This is a genomic window from Rhodococcus sp. PBTS 1 (assembly GCF_001620025.1).
Classification (GTDB): Bacteria; Actinomycetota; Actinomycetes; order Mycobacteriales; family Mycobacteriaceae; genus Rhodococcoides; species Rhodococcoides kroppenstedtii.
Map to the genome: position 1 here is coordinate 1,772,064 of NZ_CP015219.1, position 20,356 is coordinate 1,792,419.

At 70.2% G+C, this 20,356-nt stretch carries 16 protein-coding genes; 6 read left to right on the forward strand and 10 right to left on the reverse strand.

What is annotated here, in order from left to right; genetic code table 11:
* Positions 1-37 precede the first annotated feature (37 nt).
* The gene (ppc, locus tag A3Q40_RS08085; protein WP_068101114.1) at positions 38-2,815 is read left to right on the forward strand and encodes a phosphoenolpyruvate carboxylase; all 2,778 of its coding nucleotides are present in this window, start codon (positions 38-40) and stop codon (positions 2,813-2,815) included.
* A 273-nt stretch (positions 2,816-3,088) separates the two neighbouring features.
* Here ppc and pgl read toward each other — a convergent pair whose 3' ends face one another.
* The 5 genes from pgl to tkt are packed head-to-tail and all read right to left on the reverse strand — an operon-like array spanning position 3,089 to position 9,526.
* Positions 3,089-3,817, reverse strand: coding sequence for a 6-phosphogluconolactonase (gene pgl / locus A3Q40_RS08090; RefSeq protein ID WP_068101121.1), 729 nt, complete (start codon positions 3,815-3,817; stop codon positions 3,089-3,091).
* Positions 3,810-4,718: a glucose-6-phosphate dehydrogenase assembly protein OpcA gene (gene opcA, locus A3Q40_RS08095; RefSeq protein ID WP_201133047.1), complete on the reverse strand. Its 909-nt coding sequence runs from the start codon at positions 4,716-4,718 to the stop codon at positions 3,810-3,812. Before opcA ends, pgl begins: the two co-directional genes overlap by 8 nt.
* A complete protein-coding gene (zwf, locus tag A3Q40_RS08100; protein ID WP_068101127.1) occupies positions 4,715-6,274 on the reverse strand; it encodes a glucose-6-phosphate dehydrogenase in 1,560 nt (519 codons plus the stop codon). The genes opcA and zwf overlap by 4 nt, the downstream gene beginning before the upstream one ends.
* 3 nt (positions 6,275-6,277) lie before the next feature.
* Complete coding sequence (gene tal, locus A3Q40_RS08105; protein ID WP_068101131.1) at positions 6,278-7,396, reverse strand: transaldolase; 1,119 nt, start codon at positions 7,394-7,396, stop codon at positions 6,278-6,280.
* Between the two features lie 6 nt (positions 7,397-7,402).
* Positions 7,403-9,526: a transketolase gene (tkt, locus tag A3Q40_RS08110; RefSeq protein ID WP_068101134.1), complete on the reverse strand. Its 2,124-nt coding sequence runs from the start codon at positions 9,524-9,526 to the stop codon at positions 7,403-7,405.
* 220 nt (positions 9,527-9,746) lie between these two features.
* Here tkt and A3Q40_RS08115 point away from each other — a divergent pair, with 220 nt between their 5' ends.
* Positions 9,747-10,727, forward strand: coding sequence for a heme o synthase (locus A3Q40_RS08115; protein ID WP_068101138.1), 981 nt, complete (start codon positions 9,747-9,749; stop codon positions 10,725-10,727).
* Between the two features lie 13 nt (positions 10,728-10,740).
* On the opposite strand, the gene A3Q40_RS08120 is transcribed toward A3Q40_RS08115, so the two are convergent.
* Positions 10,741-11,718, reverse strand: a complete 978-nt coding sequence (locus A3Q40_RS08120; protein WP_068101141.1) for a quinone oxidoreductase family protein — start codon at positions 11,716-11,718, stop codon at positions 10,741-10,743.
* Positions 11,719-11,822: 104 nt separating this feature from the next.
* Between A3Q40_RS08120 and A3Q40_RS08125 the strand changes: the two genes are divergently transcribed.
* Positions 11,823-12,203, forward strand: coding sequence for a hypothetical protein (locus A3Q40_RS08125; RefSeq protein ID WP_068101145.1), 381 nt, complete (start codon positions 11,823-11,825; stop codon positions 12,201-12,203).
* Here A3Q40_RS08125 and A3Q40_RS08130 read toward each other — a convergent pair.
* The 4 genes from A3Q40_RS08130 to mptB form a co-directional block, all read right to left on the reverse strand.
* The gene (locus tag A3Q40_RS08130) at positions 12,167-13,144 is read right to left on the reverse strand and encodes a COX15/CtaA family protein (RefSeq protein WP_068101147.1); all 978 of its coding nucleotides are present in this window, start codon (positions 13,142-13,144) and stop codon (positions 12,167-12,169) included. The two genes, A3Q40_RS08125 and A3Q40_RS08130, sit on opposite strands and share 37 nt — an antisense overlap.
* Before the next feature lie 87 nt (positions 13,145-13,231).
* Positions 13,232-14,047 (reverse strand): ABC transporter permease, encoded by an 816-nt coding sequence (locus tag A3Q40_RS08135; protein WP_068105650.1) that lies wholly within the window; start codon positions 14,045-14,047, stop codon positions 13,232-13,234.
* Between the two features lie 32 nt (positions 14,048-14,079).
* Positions 14,080-15,036, reverse strand: coding sequence for an ABC transporter ATP-binding protein (locus tag A3Q40_RS08140; protein ID WP_068101153.1), 957 nt, complete (start codon positions 15,034-15,036; stop codon positions 14,080-14,082).
* A complete protein-coding gene (mptB, locus tag A3Q40_RS08145) occupies positions 15,033-16,787 on the reverse strand; it encodes a polyprenol phosphomannose-dependent alpha 1,6 mannosyltransferase MptB (protein ID WP_371831457.1) in 1,755 nt (584 codons plus the stop codon). Before mptB ends, A3Q40_RS08140 begins: the two co-directional genes overlap by 4 nt.
* A gap of 72 nt (positions 16,788-16,859) precedes the next feature.
* Here mptB and A3Q40_RS08150 point away from each other — a divergent pair, with 72 nt between their 5' ends.
* From A3Q40_RS08150 to sufD, 3 genes are read left to right on the forward strand one after another with little or no spacing between them, the layout of a single operon-like run.
* Positions 16,860-17,705 carry a helix-turn-helix transcriptional regulator gene (locus A3Q40_RS08150; protein WP_068105656.1) on the forward strand — a complete coding sequence of 282 codons (846 nt, stop codon included), beginning with the start codon at positions 16,860-16,862 and terminating at the stop codon, positions 17,703-17,705.
* On the forward strand, positions 17,702-19,150 hold the full coding sequence (sufB, locus tag A3Q40_RS08155; protein ID WP_068101156.1) for a Fe-S cluster assembly protein SufB: 1,449 nt from the start codon (positions 17,702-17,704) through the stop codon (positions 19,148-19,150). Before A3Q40_RS08150 ends, sufB begins: the two co-directional genes overlap by 4 nt.
* A complete protein-coding gene (sufD, locus tag A3Q40_RS08160) occupies positions 19,147-20,319 on the forward strand; it encodes a Fe-S cluster assembly protein SufD (RefSeq protein WP_068101159.1) in 1,173 nt (390 codons plus the stop codon). Before sufB ends, sufD begins: the two co-directional genes overlap by 4 nt.
* Positions 20,320-20,356 lie beyond the last annotated feature (37 nt).

Here is a 20,356-nt window from a genome sequence, read left to right on the forward strand (position 1 = left end):
CACCGTGTCCGAGCCGGTCGGCGACGATACTGACTCCATGACCACCGTCGATCCCGGTTTGCCCGCCACGGAGCCGCTGCGCGAGGACATTCGCTTCCTCGGCGGCATTCTCGGTGACATCGTTCGAGACCACGAGGGTCCGGAGATCTTCGATCTCGTCGAGCGCGCCCGCGTCGAGTCCTTCCGGGTGCGCCGGTCGGAGATCGATCGCTCGGAACTCGCCGATCTCTTCTCCGGAATCGACATCGCGCGCGCAATCCCGGTCATCCGCGCGTTCAGCCATTTCTCCCTGCTGGCCAATCTGGCCGAGGACATCCACCGCGAGCGCCGCCGCATGGTGCACGTGCGGGCCGGCGAGCCGCCTCAGGACAGCAGCCTGGCCGCCACGTACGCCAAGCTCGACGCCGCCGACCTCGACGCGGACCGGGTGGCGGATCTGCTGCGCGACGCCCTCGTCGCGCCCGTCATCACCGCGCACCCGACCGAGACCCGGCGGCGGAGCATCTTCGAGACGCAGTCCCGCATCACCGAGCTCATGCGGTTCCGGGAGCGGACCGAGCTCGATCCGGCCGAGGCGCGGGAGACCGAGGTCGGCATCCATCGGCAGATCCTCACGCTGTGGCAGACGGCTCTGATTCGCCTGTCCCGCTTGCGTATCCAGGACGAGATCGACGTGGGCCTGCGGTACTACGACATGTCCCTGTTCGACGTCATCCCGACCATCGACGCCCGCGTCCGCGACGAGTTGCGTCGACGGTGGCCCGAGGCGAACCTGGTGCCGCGTCCGGTACTGCGGCCGGGATCCTGGATCGGCGGCGACCGTGACGGCAACCCGAACGTCACGGCCGAGGTGGTGCGGACCGCCACGGGCCGGGCCGCCACCGTGGCGATCGAGAAGTATCTCGGCCACCTCGCGGAGCTCGAGCGCGAGCTGTCGATGTCGGCGCGTCTGATCGACGTCGACGACGATCTGCAGCGTCTCGCCGACGCCTCCGGCGACGAGTCCGCATACCGTGCGGACGAGCCGTTCCGCCGCGCCGTGCGCGGTCTGCGTCGACGGCTCTCCCGCACGGCGTCGCGCGTTCTGGACTCGGTGCCGACCGGCGCGTTGCCGCCGGAGCAGGTGGGCGACGCCGAGCCGTACGAGCGGCCGCAGGAGCTCCTCGCCGACCTCGACGTGCTCGACCACGCGCTGCGCGTGATCGGGGACGACAGCATCGCCGACGACCGGCTGGGGACCCTGCGTCGTGCGGTCGACACCTTCGGGTTCCACCTCTCCGGGTTGGATCTGCGGCAGAACTCCGAGGTGCACGAGTCGGTGATCGCCGAACTCCTCGCCTGGGCCGGCGTCCACGCCGACTACGCCTCGCTGAGCGAGGACGAGCGGGTGGCCGTGCTGTCCGCCGAGCTCGAGACCCGGCGTCCGCTGGTCGGCGCGCGGGCGGAGTTCAGCGAGCAGACGGCCAAGGAACTGGCCATCGTCACCGCGGCGGCGGAGGCGGTGCGGCGGCACGGCCCCGAGTCGGTGCCGAACTACATCATCAGTATGTGTACCTCCGTCAGCGACATGCTCGAGGCCGCTGTGCTGCTCAAGGAAGCGGGCATCCTCGATCCGGGCGCACCGGGGGAGGGCCCGACGTCGTCGGTGGGCGTGGTGCCGCTCTTCGAGACCATCGACGATCTGCGTGGGGGCGCCGCGACCATCAGGGCGACGCTCGACGTGCCCGTGTACCGCGCGCTGGTGGAGGCCCGCGGCATGCACCAGGAAGTCATGCTGGGGTACTCCGACTCCAACAAGGACGGCGGCTACCTCACCGCCAACTGGGCGCTGTACCGCGCGGAGCTGGACCTGATCGAGGCCGCCCGCGAGACGGGCATCCGACTCCGTCTCTTCCACGGTCGCGGCGGCACCGTGGGCCGCGGCGGTGGTCCGAGCTACGACGCGATCCTTGCGCAGCCGCACGGTGCGGTGACGGGTTCGCTGCGCCTCACCGAGCAGGGCGAGGTCATCGCGGCCAAGTACGCCGAACCGAAGTCCGCCCGGCGCAACCTCGAGACGCTGCTCGCGGCGACGCTCGAGAGCACGCTGCTCGACGTCGAGGGCCTCGGCGACGGCGCGGACGCGGCGTACGCCGTGCTCGACGACCTCGCGGACCGGGCCCGTGCTGCCTACGGCGCGCTGGTCCACGAGACCCCCGGCTTCGTCGACTACTTCCGCCTGTCGACGCCGGTCGCGGAGATCGGCGAGCTCAACATCGGCTCGAGGCCGGCCTCCCGCAAGCCCACCAATTCCGTGTACGACCTGCGCGCGATCCCGTGGGTCATGTCCTGGAGCCAGTCCCGCGTCATGTTGCCCGGGTGGTACGGCGTGGGGTCCGCGTTCGAGGGCTGGGTCGGCGACGACCAGGAGCGCCTGCGCACCCTCTCCGATCTCTACCGCCGGTGGCCGTTCTTCCGCACCGTGCTGTCGAACATGGCCCAGGTCATGGCGAAGTCGGACCTCGGCCTCGCCGCGCGCTACAGCGAGCTGGTGCCGGACGAGGAGCTCCGTCGCACCGTGTTCGCGATGATCTCCGACGAGCACGCGCGCACCGTGTCCTGGTACCTGAAGATCACCGGACACGACGGACTGCTGGACGACAACCCGGCTCTCGCTCGCTCGGTCTTCAACCGCTTCCCCTACCTCGAGCCGCTCAACCACCTGCAGGTGGAGCTGCTCCGGCAACTCCGTGCGGGGGACGACCGGGAACAGGTCAAGCGCGGCATCCTGCTCACCATGAACGGGCTCGCCACTGCCTTGCGCAACAGCGGGTAGCGGAGTTCGGCAGCGGGGAACCGGACGGTGGCCGGCGGCGTCGAATTCGATGAGCCGCCGGCCCGATCGGGTCGTCGGCACCGTCGACGGAACGAGGGCCGCATGTCCGACTCGCGCGAGAACCGCTGTGCAGCAGCCTCGTCGGCCTGGCGACGCGGGGTCCCGCGACGGTCGGGTGGGGGCCGCGTCCTGTACTCGTGCCGTCGGGATCACCCGGGCGGGACCGACGACGCCCGGCGACGGGGTGACCCGAACACCGCCGGTCGGTGACGGTCAGAGCCGGGACGCGGAACCCTCGTCGAGGAACCACACAGTGGAGTCCAGACCGACCGCGCCCGCGGCGGGGTGTTCGATCGGGTCGGCTCCACCGACGCAGGCGGCGACGGCGTCGGCCTTGCCCTCACCCGACACGAGCAGGAACACGTGGCGCGAGCGCCGCACCGCGGGGAGCGTGAGCGTGATGCGCTCCGGCGGGGGCTTGGGGGAGTCGGTGACGGCCAGCACCAGGCGCTCGGTCTCGCGCACGGCGTCCGTGCCGGCGAAAATCGAGTTGACGTGGGAATCGGGACCCATGCCGAGGAGGTGAACGTCGAACGTCGGCTCCCCGGACGGACCCGCGAACGCCGCGATGGTCTGGTGGTACGCCGCGGCCGCCGCGACGATGTCGCCGGGCGGGGTGTCGGACGCCGCCATCACGTGGACGCGCGCCGGGTCCACGTCGACGTGATCGAGCAACGCTTCCCGAGTCTGACGGTGGTTGCGCTCCGGGTCGCCCTCGGGCAGAAATCGGTCGTCGCCGTAGAAGACGTCGACGGCCGACCAGTCGACGTCCCCACCCAGGTCACGAACGGCGGTCAGCGTGGCGACGCCCGTGCCGCCGCCGGTGAGGACGAGCGATGCCGAGCCGCGGGCGCGTTGTGCCTCCACCAGGACAGCGACGATGCGCTCGGCGGCCGCGCGGGCCAGGGACCGTTGATCGGCGGAGCGGACGATCTCACTCATACGTCACCTTCCCGAGAGACGCCAGGGCCTCCTCGTAGATCTCGTCGCGGTCGAGGCGCCGCAGTTCCTCGGCCAGGCAGTCGCGGGTCTCGCGCCGCGCGAGCGAGACGAGGGTGTCGGGTTGGCCGGTGCGCCGCAGAGTCGCGGTGGTGCCGGTCTGCGGTCGGGAGATGGAGACGACACCGCCACCGACCAGCCGCATCTCGACGGTCAACGGTCCCACCCGGCGTGTGACGGGCACGGACAGGCGTCCGGCCAGCCACCCGGCGAGGATGTCGAGTGCCGGCTCCTCCCACAGACCCGACACCGAGACGGACTCGACGGGTTCGCTCACCTGGTCGAGCGCAGTGGTGAGCAGGGCGCGCCAGTAGGTGATGCGCGACCACGCGAGGTCGGTGTCGCCCTTCGTGTACGACGCCAGACGACCGGCGATCGCGGAGCGCGGATCGGGCGCGTGGGTGGCGTCCGTGATGCGGCGGATGGCGAGCTTGCCCACCTTGTCCTTGCCCGGAACCGGGGGAGCTTCGTCGGGCCACCAGGCGACGACGGGTGTGTCGGGCAGGAGGAACGGCACGACGACGCTGTCCTCGTGGTCGGCCAGTTCGCCGTGCAGACGCAGGATCACCACCTCGGACGCGCCGGCGTCCCCACCGACGCGGATCTGCGCGTCCAGTCCGGGAGGGGCGTCGCGGTCGTCGGGGGCCAGCACGATGACGCGGCAGGGGTGTTCTCGACTGGCCTCGTTGGCGGCGGCGATGGCGTCCTCCGCGCCGGACACGCTCTTGGTGAGCACCACCAGCGTGAGCACCCGGCCGAGGGTGACCGCACCGCCGGACTCGCGGATCTCCACCAGCTTCTTCGACACGTCACCGGTCGTGGTGGCGGGGAGGTCGACGATCACGGTCTTCTCCATTCACGTCCGGTGCGTTCCATCATCTCGTTGGCCGACTCCGGTCCCCAGGTGCCCGCCTCGTAGGGATCGGCGGTCCCGCCCGACGCCCAGAACTCGAGGATGGGGTCGAGGATCTTCCAGGAGAGCTCGACCTCCTCGTTCACCGGGAAGAGGGACGGCTCGCCGAGCAGCACGTCGAGGATGAGCCGCTCGTACGCCTCGGGGGAGGATTCGGTGAAGGCCTGCCCGTAGCTGAAGTCCATGCTCACGTCGCGCACCTGCATCGACGATCCCGGGACCTTCGAGCCGAAGCGCATGGTCACGCCCTCGTCGGGCTGCACGCGGATGACCAACGCGTTCTGTCCGAGCTCCTCGGTCATGGTCGCATCGAAGGGCAGGTGGGGGGCGCGCTTGAACACCACGGCGATCTCGGTGACCCGGCGACCGAGCGACTTGCCGGTTCGCAGGTAGAACGGCACTCCGCTCCAGCGGCGGGTGTCCACCTCGAGGGTGATCGCGGCGTAGGTCTCGGTGTTCGACTCGGCGTCGAACCCGTCCTCCTCCTTGAGTCCCTTGACGCGCTGGCTGCCCTGCCACCCGGCGGTGTACTGGCCGCGGGCGGCGGTCTCGGCGAACGGTTCGGCCAACTTGGTGGCCGAGAGCACCTTGATCTTCTCGGTCTGCAGCTCGGAGGGCTTGAAGCTGACCGGTTCCTCCATCGCGGTGATGGCGAGCAGCTGGAGCAGGTGGTTCTGGATGACGTCGCGCGCCGCGCCGATGCCGTCGTAGTACCCCGCGCGACCGCCGAGGCCGATGTCCTCGGCCATGGTGATCTGCACGTGGTCGACGTAGTGGGCGTTCCAGATCGGGTCGAACAACTGGTTCGCGAAACGCAGCGCCAGGATGTTCTGGACCGTCTCCTTGCCGAGGTAGTGGTCGATGCGGAACACCGTGTCCTCCGGGAAGACCCGATTGACCACCGCGTTCAGCTCCTTGGCGCTCTGCAGATCGCGACCGAAGGGCTTCTCGATGACGACGCGCCGCCAGCTGCCGTCGTCCCCGGTGGCCAGGCCGGACGCCGACAACTGCTCGCACACCGTGGGGAAGGCCCCGGGCGGGATCGACAGGTAGAAGGCGTGGTTGCCGCCGGTGCCGCGCTCGACGTCGAGCGTCGCGAGCGTGCTCTTCAGACGCTCGAACGCGGCGGCGTCGTCGAAGGTGCCCTCGACGAAGCGGATTCCCTCGGACAGGCGCTCCCAGACGTCCTCCCGGAACGGCGTCCGGGAATGCTCGCGCACGGCGTCGTGCACGATCGTGCCGAAGTCCTGGTCGGACCAGTCCCGGCGCGCGAACCCGACCAGCGCGAAGCCGGGGGGCAGCAGGCCGCGGTTGGCCAGGTCGTAGACGGCCGGCATCAGCTTCTTGCGGGCGAGATCGCCGGTGACGCCGAAGATCACCAGGCTGCAGGGCCCGGCGATCCTCGGCAGTCGCTTGTCACGCCCGTCGCGGAGAGGGTTCACCGGCCCGGTCGGATCCGGCCCGGCGCCCCCGGCAACGTCGGCCACCGATCAGCTCTTGGCTGCGTCGAGTTGCTCGCGGGTGGCGTCCAGCAGCTCGCCCCACGCGGATTCGAACTTCTCCACGCCTTCGTTCTCGAGAACGAGGAAGACGTCGGTCAGGTCGACACCGAGTGCCGCGATCCGGTCGAAGATCTCCTGCGACTGCGGACCGGTCCCGGTGACCGTGTCGCCGGTGATCTCACCGTGGTCGGCGACGGCATCCAGGGTCTTCTCCGGCATGGTGTTGACCGTGTTGGGTGCGACGAGCTCGGTCACGTACAGCGTGTCGGGGAGCGACGGGTCTTTTACCCCGGTCGAGGCCCAGAGCGGCCGTTGCGGCCGTGCGCCCTTGTCGAGCATGCTCTGGAAGCGCGCGCCGACCTCGAACACCTGCTGGTAGGCGCTGTAGGCGAGACGGGCGTTGGCCAGCGCCGCCTTGCCCTTCAGCTCCGTCGCCTCCGGCGTGCCGATCGCGTCGAGACGCTTGTCCACCTCGGTGTCCACGCGGGAGACGAAGAACGACGCCACCGAGTGGATCGTGTCGAGGTCGTGGCCGGCCGCAGCGGCGGCCTCGAGGCCCTCGAGGTAGGCGTTCATGACGGCCTCGTACCGCTCGACGGAGAAGATGAGCGTGACGTTGACGCTGATGCCCTCGCCGATCACCTTGGCGATCGCCGGGATGCCGGCCTCCGTGGCGGGAATCTTGATCAGCAGGTTCGGGCGGTCGACGATCTTCCACAGCTCGATCGCCTGGGCGACGGTCTTGTCCGTGTCGTGGGCGATTCGCGGGTCGACCTCGATGGAGACGCGACCGTCCACGCCCGCCGTCGCCTCGTACACCGGGGCGAGGACGTCGCACGCGTTGCGGACGTCGTCGGTGGTGACGGTCCGGATCACGGTGTCGACGTCGGCGCCCTGCGCGGCGAGCTGGTTCACCTGCTCGTCGTAGGTGTTCCCGGCACTGAGTGCGGCCTGGAAGATCGACGGGTTGGTGGTGACGCCCACCACCGACCTGGTGTCGATCAGCTCCTTCAGGTTGCCGGACTCGATGCGGGTGCGGGAGAGATCGTCGAGCCAGACGGACACGCCGGCGGCGGAGAGCTGCTCGAGGTTCGTGTTCTGTGTCATGGGGGTCTATCCCTTCACGGAGGTGACGGGTCGCTGCGCGACGTTGGCGATGGAACGCTGCGCGGCGGCCACGACGGCGTCGGCGGTGAAGCCGTACTCGCGGAACAGCGTGGCGGCGTCTGCCGATTCCCCGAAGTGCTCGAGCGAGATGATCTCGCCGTGGCCGCCGACGATGCGGTACCACGGCATCGCGATACCGGCCTCGATCGAGACGCGCGCGGTCACGGTGGGCGGCAGAATCTGGTCGCGGTAGTTCTGGTCCTGGCTGAAGAACCACTCCACACACGGCATCGAGACGACGCGCGCGCCGATGCCCTGGGCCTCGAGGGTCTTCTGCGCCTCGACCGCGTACTGCACCTCGGATCCGGTGCCGATCAGCACCACGTCGGGTACTGCCTTCGAGGACTCGACCAGGACGTAGCCGCCCTTCGAGACACCCTCGTAGTCGGTGCCCTCGAGCACCGGAACGCCCTGGCGGGTGAGGGCGAGTCCGACCGGACCGCTGCTGGACGACCGCGCGAGCACGGCGCGCCAGGCGTGCGCCGTCTCGTTGGCGTCGGCGGGACGGACGACGGAGAGGTTGGGGATCGCGCGCAGTGCGGCGAGGTGCTCGACCGGCTGGTGGGTCGGTCCGTCCTCGCCGAGGCCCACCGAATCGTGGGTCCAGACGTAGATGGGATCGATGTCCATCAGCGACGCGAGTCGGACGGCGGGGCGCATGTAGTCGCTGAACTGCATGAACGTGCCGCCGTACGCGCGGGTCGGGCCGTGCATGACGATGCCGGAGAGGATCGCGCCCATCGCGTGCTCACGGATGCCGAAGTGCAGCGTGCGGCCGTAGGGCTCCGCGTCCCAGTCGTCGGTGGAGATCGACGTGGGGCCGAAGGACTTCGCGCCCTCGATGGTGGTGTTGTTGCTGCCCGCGAGGTCGGCCGAGCCGCCCCACAGCTCGGGCAGGACGGGGCCGACGGCACCGAGCACCTTGCCCGACGCCGCACGCGTCGCGACGGCCTTGCTGCCGGGCTCCCACGTGGGGAGCACGTCCGTCCAACCCTCCGGGAGGGTGCCCTTCGTCAGTCGGTCGAGCAGGACGCGCCGGTCGGGCTCGCGCTCGCTCCAGGCGTCGAAGTCCTTGCTCCAGGCCTCGTGTGCCGCGCGGCCCCGCTGCTGCAGGCCGCGAGTGTGCGCGATGACCTCGTCGGAGACCTCGAACGTCGCGTCGGGGTCGAAGTTCAGCGCCTTCTTCACCGCGGCGACCTCCTCGTCGCCGAGGGCGGCACCGTGGACGGCGCCGGTGTTCATCATGGTGGGTGCCGGGAAGCCGATGATGGTGCGCAGCACGATGATCGACGGCTTGTCGGTGACGGCCTTGGCCGCCTCGATCGCCTCCTCGATGGCCGTGACGTTCTCGCCGCCCTCGACCACCTGCACGTGCCAGCCGTAGGCCTCGTACCGGGCGGCGGTGTCCTCCGACAGAGCGATGTCGGTGGAGTGTTCGATCGAGATTTTGTTGTCGTCGTAGAACAGGATCAGGTTGCCCAGCTGCTGCGTGCCGGCGAGCGACGACGCCTCGCTGGTCACGCCCTCCTCGATGTCGCCGTCGGAGGCGACGACGTAGATGTAGTGGTCGAACGGGCTCTCGCCCCACGCGGGCTCGGGATCGAACAGGCCGCGCTCGCGTCGGGACGCCATGGCCATGCCCACGGCGGAGGCCAGACCCTGGCCCAGCGGCCCGGTGGTGATCTCGACACCCTTGGTGTGGCGGAACTCCGGGTGACCCGGAGTCTTGGACTTGAACGTCCGCAGCGCCTTCAGGTCCTCGAGCTCGAGACCGAAACCGCCGAGGTAGAGCTGAATGTAGAGCGTGAGGCTCGAGTGGCCGCAGGAGAGCACGAAGCGGTCGCGGCCGATCCAGGTGGTGTCGTCCGGATCGTGACGCATGGTGCGCTGGAAGAGGGTGTAGGCCAGGGGAGCGAGGCTCATGGCGGTACCGGGGTGGCCGTTGCCCACCTTCTGGACGGCGTCGGCGGCGAGGACGCGCACGGTGTCCACGGCGCGGGTGTCCAGGTCGGTCCAGTCGCTGGGGTGGTGCGCCCTGGTGAGGGCGGTGACGTCGTCTGTGATCGACACGAGCGAGGGTCTCCTGACACTGTCGGGGTGGGTGGCCAGTAGCAACGGTGCGAGCGGTGACCGCTCACACCGAAGAGCCTAGTTCCCCGGGGTGGGCGGCGCAGTCGTGGTACCCGCCGATTGGGGCGATGACACCGGCGGCGTCTACCATCGCCTGTAGTAGTGCCATCGGTCCGATGGTGACGCGCGCGTGGATGTGGTTGGGAGAATTCGAGTGGCGATGCGGCAGAGCCCGAGTGGACACGGGTTCGCCGACAGTCCGCAGGTGAGCTCCCGGCCGGCACCGACGTCGTTGCCCGGTCGACTGCTCGCGCGGCCTGCGGCGTACCTCGCTCTGACCAAGCCGCGCGTCATCGAACTCCTTCTCGTCGCGACCATCCCGACGATGTTGCTTTCGGACCGCGGCACCGTGAACCTGCCGCTCCTCTTCGCCACGCTCTTCGGCGGGTGGATGGGCGCCGCCAGTGCCAACACTCTCAACTGCGTGGTCGATGCGGACATCGACAAGGTCATGAAGCGCACCGCGCGTCGTCCGTTGGCCCGCGAGGCGGTTCCCACCCGCCACGCACTGGTCTTCGGTGTCGTCCTCGGCGCCGCGTCGTTCCTCTGGCTGTGGTGGGCCGCCAACCTGCTCGCGGGCTCGCTCGTGGTGGCGACCATCCTGTTCTACGTCTTCGTCTACACCAAGGGCCTCAAGCGCCGGACCTCGCAGAACGTCGTCTGGGGCGGAGCCGCCGGGTGCATGCCCGCCCTCGTCGGCTGGTCCGCGGTGACCGGCACGGTGGGCTGGCAGGCCGTGGTGCTGTTCCTCGTCATCTTCTTCTGGACGCCGCCCCACACGTGGGCGCTCGCGATGCGCTACAGGGACGACTACGAGGCCGCGGGCGTTCCCATGCTGCCCGTGGTGGCCACCGAGCAGGTGGTCACCCGCCAGATCGTGATCTACACCTGGCTCACCGTCGCCGCCACGCTGGCCCTCGTGCCCGCGGCCGGCGTGATCTACGCGGCCGTCGCCCTGGTGGCCGGCACGTGGTTCCTCGTCATGGCCCACCAGCTCTACTCCGGGGTGCGCAAGGGTCGGCCGGTCAAGCCGTTGCGTCTGTTCCTGCAGTCGAACAACTACCTCGCCGTCGTGTTCCTCGGACTCGCGGTGGACGCCGTGATCGGCGGCGCCACCGTGAGCGAGATGCTCGGCTTCTAGGCCGTTCCGGCCATCACGGCTCCAGCACGATCGAGCCCGTGGTCCGCCGTCCCTCGAGGTCCTCGTGCGCCCGCCGCGCCTCCGCCAACGGATAGCGATTCCCGACGCGCACCGTCAGCGTGCCGTCCGCCAGCGCCCGCATGACGTCACCGGCCCGCCACTCCAGTTCGGCGCGGTCCCGTACGTGGTGAACCAGGGTGGGCCGCGTCAGGAACAGCGAGCCCCCGCGGTTGAGAATTTGCGGATCGACGGGTGGGACCGGTCCGCTGGCGGCGCCGAACAGCGCGACGGTGCCGCGCACGCGCGTGCTCGCGACGCTCGCGTCGAACGTGCTGCGGCCGACGCCGTCGTACGTCGCGGCCACTCCCTCGCCGCCGGTGAGGTCGCGGACACGAGCTGCGATGTCCTCGTCGTACCGGAGTACGTGCGTGGCGCCGGCCCGGCGGGAGAGCTCGGCCTTCTCGTCGGTGGAGACCGTCGTGATCGCGGTTGCGCCCTTCGCGACGACGAGCTGGGTGAGGAGAAGCCCCACGCCACCCGCGCCGGCGTGCACGAGCACCGTGTCCCCGGCCTGCACGGGGTACGTGGACTCGACGAGGTAGTGGGCGGTCATGCCCTGCAGCAGCACGGACGCCGCCTGCGGCGCGTCCACCCCGTCCGGCACGCGGACGGCGACCGCGGCGGGGACGACGGCGAGTTCGGCGTAGCTGCCCGGCGCGGAGGCCCAGGCCACGCGGTCCCCGACCGAGAAGTCCCCGTCGGCACCGTCGACACCGTCACCGACCGCCTCGACGACGCCGGTTCCCTCGTCGCCCGGGACGTAGGGCAGGTCGCGCGGATAGGTTCCGGTGCGGAAGTAGGTGTCGATGTAGTTGATGCCGGCGGCGTCGACGCGCACGAGCAGATCGCCCGGTCCGGGCGATGGATCGGGCACGTCGGTGAGGTCGAGGACGTCGGGTCCGCCGGTTCGGGTCACGAGAATTGCGCGCATGAGCGCAGTCTTCCACCGGCATCGGCGGCGGGAAGGATCCGGCGGAGGTTACTCGTCGGTAGCCTCCGGTCGACCTCGCACCCGGATCGGCTATCGTCGCAGTCATGACCTCCGAGAGCCTCGAGAACGCGCCGAAGGGCGACTCGCCGCAGAGCACGGAAACCGCGGCGCCGCCGTCACGCCTGCGCTCGTCCATCTCGTCCTTCGTGGACGCGCACGGCGGATCGGCCACGGCGGTTCTGCAGCCGCTCGGGCGGGCGGGGGTGCGGGTCACTCTGGTCGGAGCGGACGGCATCCTGGGCGATCGAGTGGCGCCGGATCTACGCACCGCTCACGCGGTGGTGGACAGCCTGGACTCGGTCACCGTGGGCGAGTGGGACCGCGACCTCAGCTCGGTGGTGACTCCCCGCAAGGGGCACTTCGCCCAGATGGCCGGCTGGGTGGCCGGTCAGACGCGGTTCCCGAAGGCCCGCAACGGGCTCTGAGCCTCGGCGCCGGGCGCTTCCTCGCGCTCTCGACAGGCCGCCCACACGGCAGCTGTCGCGGCGGTGCACAGCGCGGCTCCGGCGACGTGCACGGCCACCAGGGCGGCCGGGACGTCGGTGAAGTACTGGACGATGCCGACGACGGACTGGGAGATCACGAGTGCCAGCAGGACGTGCAAACGGCGTTTGAGCGGAGTCACCCCGGCGCGGCCCACGGCGTACACGCCGAACGTCAGGCCGACCAGCAGGGCGAGATAGCCCACCAGCAGTTCGGCGTGCAGGTGCACCAGGGTGACGATCTCCACCTCGAGGCGCGCGACGTCCGCGTCGCCGGCGTGCGGTCCCGCGCCGGTGACCATGGTGCCCGCGACCAGGACGCCGGCGAGGACCGTCGCGGACAGAGCCGTGAGCCAGCGCAGCGGTGCGGGCACGGTCGCGACGGACACCGCGTCGTCCTGCTCGCCGATCTTGTGGAACAGCAGGGTGGCGAGCCAGACCATGAGCATGGAGATGATCAGGTGGACGGCCACCGTCCACCACAGCAGGCCGGTGAGCACGGTGATGCCGCCGACGCCCGCCTGGAGCACCGTGCCTGCCGGCATGAGCCAGGCGTAGGCGACGATCTCGCGTCGGCGACGGGCGCGGGTGACGGCCAGGACGATCGCGGCCGCGGTCAGGACCACCAGGAACGTGAGCATCCGATTGCCGAACTCCACGGCCTGATGCAGGACGGGGACCTCCGAGACCCCCACCGGCGTGAAGCTGCCGGGGAAGCACTGCGGCCAGGTGGGGCAGCCCAGTCCGGAGCCCGTTACGCGCACGACGGCGCCGGTGACCGAGATGCCGCCCTGGGTCAGAATCACCAGGAACGCGATGATGCGCTGCGCGCGCACAGACGGGAGAGGAAGCCGGTCGACGAGGGAGAAGTAGGCGCGACGCACGGGACCGATGGTAGTCGCCAGACTCCTACACGCTGTAGTTGACGGCCCCCGGCCGGTCGACGACCCCGTGCGCGCGATCTCCGCCGGTCAGGTGAACGAGAACTTCCGGGTGGCCCACACACCGCAGACGGCGGCCCAGATCACCAGGACGAGGATGCCCATCGAGTCGACGTGCCCGACGACGGCTTGTTCGAGCGTCTCGGTCATGGCACCGCTCGGAATGCACCGGGCCAGCGTCCGCACGATGCCCGGCAGGGCGTCGGTCGCGAAGACCACGCTGCCGACACCGAGCATGACGAACCAGGCGATGTTGGCGAGGGCGAGCACGATCTCGGCGCGCAGGGTACCGCCGAGCAGCAGGCCCATCGTGGCGAACGTCACCGTGCCGAGGGCGATGACCACCGCACCGACGCCGAGCCCGAGCAGAGTCGGGCGCCATCCCAGCGCCGCGCCGATGATGCCGAGCACGACCGACTGCAGCACCACGACCACGCTGACCGCCAGCGATTTGCCGGCGATGATGCCCCAGGAGGGCAGCGCGGTGGCGCCGAGGCGTTTCAGCGCGCCGTAGCGCCGGTCGAATCCGACGGCGATCGCCTGCCCGGTGAAGGCCGTGGACATGACGGCGACGGTCATGACCGCGGGCACCACGGTGTCCACCCGGACACCGCCGAGATCGCCGAACGGCAGCAGCGTCAGGCCGACCAGCAGGGTCACCGGAATGAAGAGGGTGAGCAACAGCTGCTCGCCGTTGCGGAGCAGCAGCACCAGTTCGAGGCGCGTCTGCGCGGCCAGCATCGACGCGCGGGCCGCTGGGCGGGGATCGGGGGAGAACGTGCCGGGGGCGAAGCGCGCGGTCGAGGCGCCACCGGGCAGATCGGAGGACCCGCTGGGGTCCGACATCGTGGTCACTCGTCCGTCTCGCTTCCCGGTCTTCAACTTCTCAGTTCCCGACCGGTGAGGTCGAGAAAGACGTCCTCGAGGCTGCGCTGCTCGACCCGCAGATCCGTCGCGAGCACGTTGATCCGCGCGCACCACGAGGTGACCGTGGCGATGACCTGCGGATCGATGGTCCCCTCGAGCAGGTAGGAACCCGGCGCGGTCTCCTGTGGATCGAAGCCCTCGGGCAGCACGGTCTGCAGCAACGTCAGGTCCAGACCGGGAGGTGCGCTGAAGCGCAGTTGTCCCTCGGCGCCGCGCCGCGTCAACTCCGCGGGCGTTCCCGACGCCACCACCCGGCCGTGGTCGATGATCACCAGATCGTCCGCGAGCGTCTCGGCCTCGTCCATGAGATGCGTCGTCAAGAGGACGGAGACGCCGTCGCGGCGCAGGGCCCGGATCAGATCCCAGACCAGTAGGCGGGCCTGAGCGTCGAGCCCGGCCGTCGGCTCGTCGAGGAAGACCAGTTCCGGTCGCCCCACGAGCGCGCACGCGAGGGACAGGCGCTGTTGCTGCCCGCCGGAGAGTCGCCGATAGGGGGTGCGCACCTGGTCCGCCAACCCGAGTTGCGACATCAACCAGGCCGGATCCAGCGGGGCGGCGGAGTACGCGGCGACCAGATCGAGCATCTCGCCGGCCCGCGAGCCCGGATACGCGCCGCCGCCCTGCAGCATGACGCCGATGCGCGAGCGGACCTGGTCCGATGCGCGCGTCGGGTCGAGCCCGAGCACGCTCACGGTGCCCTCGTCCGGGGCGAGAAAGCCCTCGCACATCTCGACGGTGGTGGTCTTGCCGGCTCCGTTGGGGCCCAGGAGTGCGAGAACGCGGCCGCGTTCCAGCGTGAAGTCGAGACCGTCGACGGCCGTGGTGGAGCCGAACCGCTTGACGACGCCGGAGACGCACACCGCGGGCGACTCGGTGGTCGCGGCGGACGGGGTGGGTCGATCGGTCACGAGGGTCCAGCGTAGGCGTCGGCCTGTGGGGGTGGCGTTCCTGCCCCGTCCGACGTCGTGGTGCGCGCCCGCCAGGGCAGCGACCTACGCGTCGCCGCGTACACGACGCCGAGGGTGACCACGGTCGCCAGCGCGGCCTGGACGATCACGAACGGCTGCACCTCGCCACCGGTGGGCATGACGATGAGGGAGACGAACGCGGAGAACGCGATCACGGGAACCCGGAACGCCGGGCGCGTCGCCCACGCGGCGAGCGGGGTGACCGCCCAGAGCAGGTACCAGGGCTGCACCACGGGGAACAGCAGGACGAGGGCACCGATCGAGACACCGAGTCCGCCGATCGGGTGGAGGCGCCCGAGCAGCGTGGCGACCAGCATGCGGGCGATGACGACGGCGGCGACCGCGGACGCGATCGGTCGGGTGAGCGACAGGACCGCCGTCGTGTGGTCGCCGATGCCCAGGAGCACGCCGGCGCCCCCCGTCGCGAGACCGAGCAGGGTGGGCAGGGACATCCAGCTGCGCACTGCGTTCGCCGTCCCCAGGGTGCCCAACCAGCCGAAGCCGAGGCCGCTGACCAGGCTGACCCCGACGATCACGACGGCCGCGACGACACCGAGGACGACCGCCGCACGGACGACGTCTCGAAGCCGCCCGCCCCGACGCCGGGCCAGGGCCATGCCGACGAAACCCAGGGCGATGAGCGACGGAATCTTCACCGTCGCCGACAGTGCGATGACGGCGGCGCCGACGAGGAGAAGTGCGCGGCCGGTGCGGCGACGTGTCACGTCGTCGAGTGCGTCGATGCCGCGGAAGCACAGTTCGAGTCCGGCCAGCATGAGGCCGAGCATCAGCGCCTCGTTGTGGATGCCCGCCACGAGGTGGAACAGCAGGAGCGGGTTCGCGGCACCGAGCCACAGGGCGGCGACGGAGGACACTCCGCAGCGCGCCGCGAGGCGGGGGAGCGCCCACACGATCAGCGCCACGCCCACCAGCGCCACCGCGCGGTGCAGGAAGATGCCGGAGACGATGTCGTCGCCCGTCAGCGCGGTGATACCGCGGCCGATCCACAGGAAGAAGGGTCCGTAGGGCGCCGGCGTCTCGCGCCAGATGTTGGGCACCGTGCGGGTGAGGACGTGGTCGACGCCGAGCGCGGCCTGGGGGCCGATCTCGTACGGGTCGAGTCCGCGGGCCGTGATCTCGCTCTGCGCGAGGTACGAGTAGACGTCCTTGCTGAACATCGGCGGTGCGACGCACAGGGGAAGGATCCAGAGCGCCAGCGTCCGGTCGAGCTGGGATCGGGACAGTCGACGCGGGGAGGTGCCGCGGCCGAACGATCCGATCGCCAGTCGGCCGAGCAGGAGCCAGGCGACCACCACCAGAACCGTTCCGATCAGGGTGACGGTGAGCGCCGCGGGCAGCGCGCGGGCGAACAGGCCGAGGACGCGGACGCCCTGCACCGGGTTCTGCAGAACGGGCTGTGCGCCCGCCCCGAGGGCGCCGAGCGCCATCATGCCCGCGCCGACGGCGCCGAAGCGGCGGATGCGGGTGAGGTCCCGGATCTCGGCGGCGTCGAGCGGAGGACGTTCGGGTTCGTTGTCGTGGAGGTAGGCCACCCGATCCGTGCGTGAGGTCCCGTCGATGCCGAGCGCCCGGCGTGTCACTCGGCGCACCTGTCCGCGGACGCGCTGGGCGCGGGGCCGGTCGGCCGCCTCGACCGTGTCGGCCGTCGCTCCGGCATCCTGTGCACCCACGGTTCGGAGCGTAGGCGACCGGGCCGGTCCCGCGGAGCGGCGGTTCGGTCGCGTCTACCCAGGGTGCCCTTGCTGGAACCGCCCTCCCAATTCCGTCACACTGGTGTTGTGAAAACGACCGAACACCGATCCGCGAGTGGCGACGCGCCGCTCGAGGGCGGCGGGTCGACGGACGGCAGCACGCGGTCCGCGGTGGTCGACCTTCTCCTCGAGGAGGGGCCGATCAGCGCCTCCGAGGTGGCATCGCGCCTGGGTATCAGTGCCGCGGGCGTCCGGCGCCACCTCGATGCCCTCGTCGAGTCCGGGGCGGCGCGGGTGTCGTCGGCCGTCGGTCCGCGTAGTCGCGGTCGCGGTCGTCCCGCCAAGATGTTCGCCCTTACCTCGCATGGTCGGTCCCGTCTGGGCCACGCCTACGACGATCTGGCGGGGGCCGCGATGCGCGAGATCCGCGCGATCGGCGGCGACGACGCCGTCCGCGTCTTCGCGAAACGCCGGATCCTGTCCATCGTGCGCGATGTCACACCGGCCGACGGATCCGCCGAATCCGCGGCGGCGACGGCGGACGCGATCGCCCGAGCGCTCAGCGAGGCCGGGTTCGCGGCCTCGACCCGCCCGGTCGGCGCCGGGGTGCAGATCTGCCAGCACCACTGCCCGGTCTCGCACGTGGCCGAGGAGTTCCCTGAACTCTGCGCCGCGGAGCGGGAAGCGTTCGCCGACCTGCTGGGCACGCACGTCCAGCGCCTGGCCACCATCGCCAACGGCGACTGCGCCTGCACCACCCACGTGCCGCTCGGCACACCCGCCGTCTCCCGGGACGGCAATAAGTCGGCGTCCGAACGCGTTGCACGAGACACCGACACCTCAGCCACAGTTCAGCCCAGCCCCACCCGTGATCGCCTCCGGAAGGAGCCCGCATGACCGTCACACCCGACCAGGTGACCCCTCCCACGGCCCCGCTCACCCAGGACGAGACCATCGCGTCCCTGGGCAACTACGGGTACGGCTGGGCGGATTCCGACGTCGCCGGCGCCGCCGCGAAGCGCGGCCTCAGCGAGGCCGTGGTGCGGGACATCTCGGCCAAGAAGAGCGAGCCCGAGTGGATGCTCGAGGCGCGCCTGAAGGCGCTGCGCACCTTCGACCGCAAGCCGATGCCGAACTGGGGCTCGGACCTCGACGGCATCGACTTCGACAACATCAAGTACTTCGTGCGCTCGTCCGAGAAGCAGGCGGCCACGTGGGACGATCTGCCCGAGGACATCAAGAACACCTACGACAAGCTCGGCATCCCCGAGGCGGAGAAGCAGCGCCTGGTCTCCGGTGTCGCGGCGCAGTACGAGTCCGAGGTGGTCTACCACTCGATCCGCGCGGATCTCGAGGAGCAGGGCGTCATCTTCCTGGACACCGACACCGGCCTGCGCGAGCACCCGGAGCTGTTCCAGGAGTACTTCGGCTCGGTCATCCCGGCCGGGGACAACAAGTTCTCCGCCCTGAACACTGCGGTGTGGTCCGGCGGCTCGTTCATCTACGTCCCGCCGGGCGTCCACGTGGACATCCCGCTGCAGGCGTACTTCCGCATTAACACCGAGAACATGGGCCAGTTCGAGCGGACGCTCATCATCGTCGACGAGGGTGCCTACGTGCACTACGTCGAGGGCTGCACCGCGCCGATCTACAAGTCGGACTCGCTGCACTCGGCCGTCGTCGAGATCATCGTGAAGAAGGGCGGCCGCTGCCGCTACACGACCATCCAGAACTGGTCGAACAACGTCTACAACCTGGTGACCAAGCGCGCCAAGGCCGAGGCCGGCGCCACCATGGAGTGGATCGACGGCAACATCGGCTCCAAGGTCACCATGAAGTACCCGGCCGTGTGGATGACCGGCGAGCACGCCAAGGGCGAGGTGCTCTCCGTGGCGTTCGCCGGCGAGGGCCAGCACCAGGACACCGGCTCGAAGATGCTGCACCTCGCGCCGAACACGTCGTCGAACATCGTGAGCAAGTCCGTCGCCCGCGGCGGTGGCCGCGCGTCGTACCGCGGTCTGATCCAGATCAACAAGGGCGCGCACGGGTCGAAGTCGACCGTCAAGTGCGACGCGCTCCTCGTGGACCAGATCAGCCGCAGCGACACCTACCCCTACGTCGACATCCGCGAGGACGACGTGACCATGGGCCACGAGGCCACCGTGTCGAAGGTGAGCGACGACCAGCTGTTCTACCTCATGAGCCGCGGTCTGACCGAGGACGAGGCCATGGCGATGGTGGTGCGCGGGTTCGTCGAGCCCATCGCCAAGGAGCTCCCCATGGAGTACGCCCTCGAGCTCAATCGCCTGATCGAACTGCAGATGGAGGGATCGGTCGGATGACCGTGCCGCAGACCGAAGACAAGCGCGCGATCGTCGCCAACAAGGGCGCGCAGTTCTCGTCGTACGACGTGAACGCGTTCGAGGTGCCGTCGGGGCGCGACGAGATCTGGCGCTTCACCCCGCTGCGCCGCTTGCGGGGCCTGCACGACGGCTCCGCCGTGGCCACCGGTTCGACCACGGTCACGGTGTCCGGCGCTCCCGAGTCGGTGCGCGTCGAGACCGTCGGGCGTGACGACGGTCGTCTCGGCACCGCGGGTGTGCCCACGGACCGCATCGCGGCCCAGGCCTACACGTCCTTCGCCGACGCCACCGTGGTCACCGTGGCGTCCGAGGCCGAACTCGACGAGCCGCTGACGATCACGGTCGAGGGGCCCGGCGTCGACGCGGTCGCGTTCGGCCACGTGCAGATCCGGGTCGAGGCGTTCGCCAAGGCCACCGTCGTGCTCGAGCAGCGCGGCAGCGGAACGTACGCGGAGAACGTCGAGTTCGTGGTCGCCGACAGCGCGCAGCTCACTCTGGTCGCGCTGCAGGAATGGAACGACGACGCCGTTCACGTCGCCTCCCACCACGTGAAGGTCGGTCGTGACGCCACCCTCCGCTACTTCTCGGTCAGCCTGGGCGGGGACCTGGTGCGCCTGACGCCGGTGGTGGAGTTCGACGGTCCCGGCGGCGACGCGGAACTGCTCGGCCTCTACTTCGCGGACGACGGTCAGCACCTCGAACAGCGTCTGCTGGTCCACCACAGCGCCCCGCACTGCCGGTCCAACGTGGTGTACAAGGGCGCGCTGCAGGGCGATCCGTCCTCGGCCAAGCCGGACACCCACACCGTGTGGATCGGCGACGTCGTCATCGGTGCGACGGCCGAGGGCACGGACACGTTCGAGCTCAACCGCAACCTCATCCTCACCGACGGGGCGCGTGCCGATTCGGTTCCGAACCTCGAGATCGAGACCGGCGAGATCGCCGGTGCGGGGCACGCCAGCGCCACCGGACGGTTCGACGACGAGCAGCTCTTCTACCTGCGTGCGCGCGGCATCCCGGAGGCCCAGGCCCGCAAGCTGGTGGTGCGTGGGTTCTTCCACGAGATCATCGCCCGGATCCCGGTGGACTCGGTGCGGACCCGCCTGTCCGACGCGATCGAGGCCGAGCTCGCCGTCACCGGCGTCTGATCCGGCCGCTCGCCAGCATTCATCCACTCGTAGACGA